The sequence below is a fragment of the Polaromonas sp. genome (genome assembly GCF_013817205.1).
Classification (GTDB): Bacteria; Pseudomonadota; Gammaproteobacteria; order Burkholderiales; family Burkholderiaceae_C; genus Polaromonas.
The window spans coordinates 1-6,260 of record NZ_JACDDD010000123.1 but is presented as its reverse complement, the minus strand read 5'-3'; the positions used below and the strand labels follow the sequence as shown (position 1 = coordinate 6,260).

Below are 6,260 nucleotides of genomic sequence, written 5' to 3'. Positions count from 1 at the left end.
AAAATCGATCCGTTCTTGCGTACACTTTGGCATTGGCAGTCCCCGGTTGCAATTGACATCGAACACCAATGACAACGCGCTTCGGCACGGGGCTGCCGACTCCTGCTAATGAAATATCCGGGCTAACGCGGGAGGTTTTGGCGGCAGAGCTTATCGATGCAATCAAGCAATGCGATCCCGATTTTTTTGAGCGTCTTGTCGTTCAACTGCTACTGAAAATGGGCTACGGGGGGAGTCGTCAAGAAGCAGGTCAAGCGGTTGGCAAGTCAGGCGATGGAGGCATAGACGGCATCATCAACGAAGACCGCTTGGGACTGGACGCGATCTACCTTCAGGCGAAACGATGGGAAGGGAGCGTGGGGGAAGGGCCGATTCGCGATTTTAAAGGATCTCTGGATGCAAAAGGCGCGCGAAAGGGCGTTTTCATTACGACCAGCACGTTTACCCCTGCTGCGTTACAGGCGGCGCGCACCAGCCGATCCTACAAAATTGTTTTGATTGATGGCCCGCGACTTGTCGAGTTGATGATTGAGCATGATCTGGGCGTTTCTGTAGCTGCCACCTATCACCTCAAGCGGGTTGACTCAGACTTCTTCTCAGACGAATAATGGCTAAAATAGCCAGACGCTTTTTGAAAGTTGTTGTCTTATGCAAGTCACCGCCACACAAGCCAAAAACCGCTTCGGCTATATCTGCGCCCAAGCCAAAACCGAACCCGTATTTGTCGAGAAAGACGGCCGGATCGACTCTGTGATCGTTTCGGCGGAGCAGTTCGAGGCACTCAAGGCTGCGGGGGAAAAGAAGTCCATGGCTCGGCGGCAGAAGGAATTCAAGGACAACTACGGGCAATGGGTTGCCCTGCAGAACGAGCATCTTGAAAATCACGGCCTTTGGTGTGAGGGCCTGGTTCCGTGGATGGAGAACCCCTGAGTGGCGCAGTTTGACGTTTATGTCAATCCGCAGCCGGCTTCGCGCGAGTTCGTGCCGTACGTCCTTGATGTGCAAAGCGAGCTGATTGATCAGTTGGCCACGCGCCTGGTCATGCCCTTGTCGCGGGTGGGTGTGGGGGCGGCCAGGCTGCCGCTCAATCTCTGTCTTCCGGTTCAGATCGACGCGGAGGACCTGATCGTGTTAGCCCATATGGCCGCACCTGTTCCTGCACGCTTGCTCAAGAAGCCTGTTGCATCACTTCGACATCGCGCCAGCGAGATCAGCGCTGCCCTGGATGCGGTGATCAGCGGATTCTGATGCGTCATGCGCCGCAGGCCATTCAAGATTCCCGAGTCGGTGCTGGTGGTGATCCACACACCGCAGCGGGAGGTCTTGTTGCTCGAACGCGCCGACCACCCCGGCTTCTGGCAAAGCGTGACCGGCTCCCGCGACAGCCTGTCTGAAGACCTAGCGCTCACTGCAGCGCGCGAAGTGCAGGAAGAGACCGGGATCGGGGCAAATGTGGCGGACTTTCGTGACTGGTCGCTGACCAATACCTACGACATCTACCCGGCCTGGCGCGCGCGTTATGCGCCGGGCATCACGCGCAACACCGAACATGTGTTCAGTCTGCGTGTGCCATCCGGCACCGCTGTGACGCTGAGCCCGCGCGAACACACCGCTTGCCAGTGGCTGCCCTGGCGAGAAGCGGCCGACCGCTGTTACTCGCCGTCGAACGCCGAGGCCATCCTGCTGCTGCCGCAGTTCCTGGACTGAGCAGGCGTACTCGCGGTAGCCGGACGCGCACGCGGGCTGGCTCCTGCCGCCTACAGCTGGCGTCGCTGGGCCCGGCGTATTCTGGACCCTCTTTCTTCTTCCGGAGTTCCCGTCCCCCATGCAGGACCTGATTGTCCAGCGGCCCGAAGGCCTGTATTGCCCGCCCGGCGATTTCTACATCGACCCCTGGCGGCCGGTGGACCGCGCCGTCATCACCCACGCCCACGCCGACCATGCGCGTTTGGGCCATGGCCACTACCTGGCTGCCACGCCGGCCGAAGGTGTGCTTCGTTCCAGGCTGGGCCAGGACATCACCCTGCAAAGCCTGGACTACGGCCAGCAGATCGTCCACAACGGGGTAGCGTTGTCGCTTCATCCGGCCGGTCATGTCCTGGGCTCGGCGCAAGTGCGCCTTGTGCACGGCGGCCAGACCTGGGTCGCCAGCGGCGACTACAAGGTCGCCCCCGACGCCACCTGCACCCCCTTCGAGCCGGTGCGCTGCGATGTGTTCATCACCGAGTCCACCTTCGGCCTGCCGATTTACCGTTGGCGGCCCGACGCCGAGCTGTTTGCCGAGATCAACAGCTGGTGGGCGGCCAATGTCGCGCTGGGCCGCGCCAGCGTGCTCATGTGTTACAGCTTCGGCAAGGCGCAGCGCATCCTCAGTGGCGTCGACCCGTCCATCGCGCCCATCATCGTGCACGGTGCGGTGCAGACACTCAACACCGCCTACCGCGAAGCGGGTGTGGCCCTGCCCGACACGCTGACGGTGGACGACGTGAAAGATCCGGCCGATTTCAAACGTGCCCTGGTGTTGTGCCCGCCGAGTGCGGTCGGCGGCCCCTGGGCCAAACGTTTTGGCGAATTCAGCGATGCCTTTGCCAGCGGCTGGATGCAGTTGCGCGGTGCGCGCCGGCGCGGCGGTTATGACCGGGGCTTTGTGCTCAGCGACCACGCCGACTGGCCGGGCCTGATGGGCGCAATCGCCGCGACCGGCGCCCAGCGTGTCATCGTGACCCACGGCAGCGTGCCGGTGCTGGTGCGTTATTTGAGGGAGCAGGGCCTGCAGGCTGAAGCCTTCCACACCGAATACGGCGACGACCCGGTCGAGGAGCAGGTCCAGCCACAGGCCGCAAGCGCGGGCGCAGGGCAGGGCGGCGCATGAAACATTTCGCGCGGCTGTTTGCCGATCTGGACGGCACCACCTCGACCACGGCCAAGGTCGACGCACTGCGCCGCTACTTTGCGCGCACCCCTGCGCCCAACGCGGCCTGGGCGGTGTATTTTCTGGCCGGTGGCAAGCCGCGCCAGGTGGTGAAGACGGCCACCTTGCGCCGGCTGGCCTGCGAGGCGGCGGGCATTGCCGACTGGCTGTTCGAGGAGTGTTACCAGGCGGTCGGCGATCTGGCCGAAACCATTGCCTACGTCCTGCCGCTGCAGTCCGAGGAGTCAGACCTGGGCCTGGCCGACTGGGTGGAAAACCGCCTGCTGCCGCTGCGCGGCCTGCCCGAAGACGAGGTGGCGCGCCGCGTGCGCAGCTACTGGCAAGAGCTCGACGCGCAGGGCCGCTTTCTGCTGGTCAAGCTGGTCGGCGGCGGCTTTCGGGTCGGCGTCAGCAAGCTGCTGGTGCAACGTGCATTGGCCGCGCATTCGGGCGTGGACGCCAAACGCATCGCGCAACGCATGATGGGTTACATGGACGCCAAGGTGATGCCATCTGCTATCAAATATGAAGCGCTCCTCGCAGATGTGGCGGGGGCTGAGGGCGATATTCGTGATGCGGGCCAGCCTTATCCGTTTTTCCTGGCGCACCAGCTCGACACGCCGCTCGAAGGCCTGGACGCACGACTGGGGCCGGTCGATGACTGGCAGGTCGAGTGGAAGTACGACGGCATACGCGGCCAGATCGTCAAACGTGCCGGCCAGGTCTGGCTGTGGTCGCGCGGCGAGGAACTGGTCACCGAGCGTTTCCCTGAAATTGTCGCGCTGGCGCAGCCGCTGCCCGACGGCACGGTGCTCGACGGCGAGATTCTGGTCTGGGCGCAGGGGGACGGCGGCGGCGGTCGCCCGGCCAGTTTCGCGCTGCTGCAGCAACGCATAGGCCGCAAGACCCTGGGCAAAAAAATCCTGGCCGACGCGCCGGTAAGCTTCATGGCCTACGACCTGCTGGAACTGGCGGGCCAGGACCTGCGCGGCCAGCCGCAGCGCCTGCGGCGCGAGCAGCTCGAACGGGTGCTGGCCGCGACGTCCCTGAAAATCTCACCGGTGGAGCGTTTGCCGTCGTGGGAAGCGTTCGAGGCCCTGCGCGCCGAGTCGCGCCAGCGCGGTGTCGAGGGGTTCATGCTCAAGCGCCTGGACGCCGCCTACGGCACCGGCCGCACCAAGGCCGACGGGCTGTGGTGGAAGTGGAAGATTGAACCCATGACCATCGACTGCGTGCTGATCTACGCGCAGGCCGGCCATGGGCGGCGCGCCTCGCTCTACACCGACTACACCTTTGCGGTCTGGAACCGGGCGCCGCGGGATGCGGATGAGGCGGCCGCGGTGGTCAAGGCGATTGAAAAACGCGAGCCGGCCAAACCCGAAGGATTGCAGCTGGTCGCCTTTGCCAAGGCTTATTCAGGGCTCACCGACGAGGAGTTCAAGCGCATCGACAGCGTGATCCGCAAAACCACGCTGGAGAAATTCGGCCCGGTGCGCAGTGTCCGGCCCAGCCTGGTTTTCGAGCTCGGTTTCGAGGGCATCAACCTTAGCCCGCGCCATAAAAGCGGCATCGCCGTGCGTTTCCCGCGCATGCTGCGCATCCGGGACGACAAGCCGCTGCATGAGGCCAACACCCTGGATGACCTGAAAGTGCTCCGGAATTTATAGCTGCTTGCGCCCACCGTATAAGGGCTGGAGGCCTGAAACGTTCTCAAATCCTTATGCTGGCGGTTTTCAGGCGGGCTGGTAACATTGCTCATGCTTATGAAATCCGACTCACCCGCAGGCCAGGCCGCTCCTGACGACGAGGGGACACCGGTCTCCGTTAAGATCCGCGAGCGCCTGGCCGCTGCGAAAAAGCGTTTCAACGCCAACGACAATATCGCGGCCTTCATCGAACCGGGTGAGCTGGAAAAGCTGCTGGACGAGGTCGAGGGCAAGATGCAGGGCGTGCTCGACAGCCTGGTGATCGACACCGTGGGCGACCACAACACCCGCAATACCGCGCGCCGGGTTGCCAAGATGTACCTCAACGAGGTGTTCAATGGTCGTTATGTGGCTGGGCCCAGCATCACCGAGTTTCCCAACGCTGAACACCTCAACGAGCTGATCATCGTCGGGCCCATCACGGTGCGCAGCGCCTGCTCGCACCATTTCTGCCCGGTGATCGGCCAGCTCTGGATTGGTGTGATGCCCAACGAACACACCAACGTGATCGGTCTGTCCAAATACGCGCGCCTGGCCGAGTGGATCATGGGCCGCCCGCAGATCCAGGAAGAGGCGGTGGTGCAGCTGGCCGACCTGATCCAGCAGAAAACCCGGCCCGACGGCCTGGCCATCGTGATGGAAGCTAGCCATTTCTGCATGAGCTGGCGCGGTGTCAAGGACATGGACAGCAAGATGATCAATTCCGTGATGCGCGGGGTGTTCCTCAAGGACCCAAACCTGCGCCGCGAGTTTTTGTCACTGATCCCTAAAAAGAGCAGTAACTAAGGATAGATATGTTGGTACGCCTTCTTTACGCCAGCCGCTCGGCCGACCCCGGTTCTGCCGAGGTGACCGAATCCATCCTGGCCCAGTCACGCAGCCACAACCCGGCGATGGGCATCACTGGCATCCTCTGTTACGGTGGCGGCATTTTTTTGCAGGCGCTCGAAGGCGGCCGCAACCAGGTCAGCGACCTCTACGGCCACATCCAGAAAGACCCGCGCCACACCGATGTGGTGCTGCTGCACTACGAGGAAATCAGCGAACGCCGTTTCGGCGGCTGGACCATGGGCCAGGTCAATGTGGCCAATATCAACACATCCATCCTGCTGAAGTACTCCGAAAAACCCGAGCTCGATCCGTATTCGGTGTCGGGCAAGGTGTCGCTGGCGCTGCTGGAAGACCTGATGGCGACTGCGGCCATTTGCGGAAGGGCTTGAAAATATGGCCCCCACGCTCCGCCGCTTCGCGGGTCGCTGCCCCCCGAGGGGGCCGCTGCGCCTGCGGACCGGCAAAGCCGGTTCCGCGGCCCCGGCTGAAAGGATAGGGGCCTTCAGGACCGCCGAGCGGATCACTGCGAGCTGAGCGTTGCCCGCCAGCGCCCTGGCCCTCGTCATTCTCGCGGGCCTGATTCACGCCAGCTGGAACATCGCTGCCAAAAAGGCGGGGCGGCGACGCGCGTTTTGCCTTTTTCACCAGCGTTGTGCTGATGCTCGTTTGGGCGCCGGTCGGGCTGTGGGCCGCCTGGGGCGTGCTGCCCGGCTGGGGCTGGATCGAATGGGGCTTCGTCGCGCTCAGCGGCGTCTTGCATGTCTTGTATTACATCGTGCTGCTGCGCGGCTACCGCAAGGCCGACCTGACCG

At 63.1% G+C, this 6,260-nt stretch carries 8 protein-coding genes and 1 pseudogene; all 9 read left to right on the top strand.

The window, feature by feature from the left end:
* The first annotated feature begins 68 nt into the window (after positions 1–68).
* Positions 69–608, top strand: coding sequence for a restriction endonuclease (locus H0W47_RS18000; RefSeq protein WP_296926901.1), 540 nt, complete (start codon positions 69–71; stop codon positions 606–608).
* Between the two features lie 40 nt (positions 609–648).
* Positions 649–930 (top strand): type II toxin-antitoxin system Phd/YefM family antitoxin, encoded by a 282-nt coding sequence (locus H0W47_RS17995; RefSeq protein ID WP_296926899.1) that lies wholly within the window; start codon positions 649–651, stop codon positions 928–930.
* Positions 931–1,248: a CcdB family protein gene (locus H0W47_RS17990; protein ID WP_296926897.1), complete on the top strand. Its 318-nt coding sequence runs from the start codon at positions 931–933 to the stop codon at positions 1,246–1,248.
* 6 nt (positions 1,249–1,254) lie between these two features.
* Positions 1,255–1,707, top strand: a complete 453-nt coding sequence (nudB, locus tag H0W47_RS17985; RefSeq protein WP_296926895.1) for a dihydroneopterin triphosphate diphosphatase — start codon at positions 1,255–1,257, stop codon at positions 1,705–1,707.
* Positions 1,708–1,825: 118 nt separating this feature from the next.
* On the top strand, positions 1,826–2,872 hold the full coding sequence (locus H0W47_RS17980; protein WP_296926893.1) for a ligase-associated DNA damage response exonuclease: 1,047 nt from the start codon (positions 1,826–1,828) through the stop codon (positions 2,870–2,872).
* The gene (locus H0W47_RS17975; RefSeq protein WP_296926891.1) at positions 2,869–4,578 is read left to right on the top strand and encodes an ATP-dependent DNA ligase; all 1,710 of its coding nucleotides are present in this window, start codon (positions 2,869–2,871) and stop codon (positions 4,576–4,578) included. Before H0W47_RS17980 ends, H0W47_RS17975 begins: the two co-directional genes overlap by 4 nt.
* A 90-nt stretch (positions 4,579–4,668) precedes the next feature.
* Positions 4,669–5,403: a GTP cyclohydrolase I gene (gene folE / locus H0W47_RS17970; RefSeq protein WP_296926889.1), complete on the top strand. Its 735-nt coding sequence runs from the start codon at positions 4,669–4,671 to the stop codon at positions 5,401–5,403.
* Positions 5,404–5,411: 8 nt separating this feature from the next.
* The gene (locus tag H0W47_RS17965; RefSeq protein ID WP_296926888.1) at positions 5,412–5,837 is read left to right on the top strand and encodes a BLUF domain-containing protein; all 426 of its coding nucleotides are present in this window, start codon (positions 5,412–5,414) and stop codon (positions 5,835–5,837) included.
* A gap of 148 nt (positions 5,838–5,985) precedes the next feature.
* Positions 5,986–6,260: pseudogene (locus H0W47_RS17960) on the top strand (EamA family transporter); the annotation flags it as partial.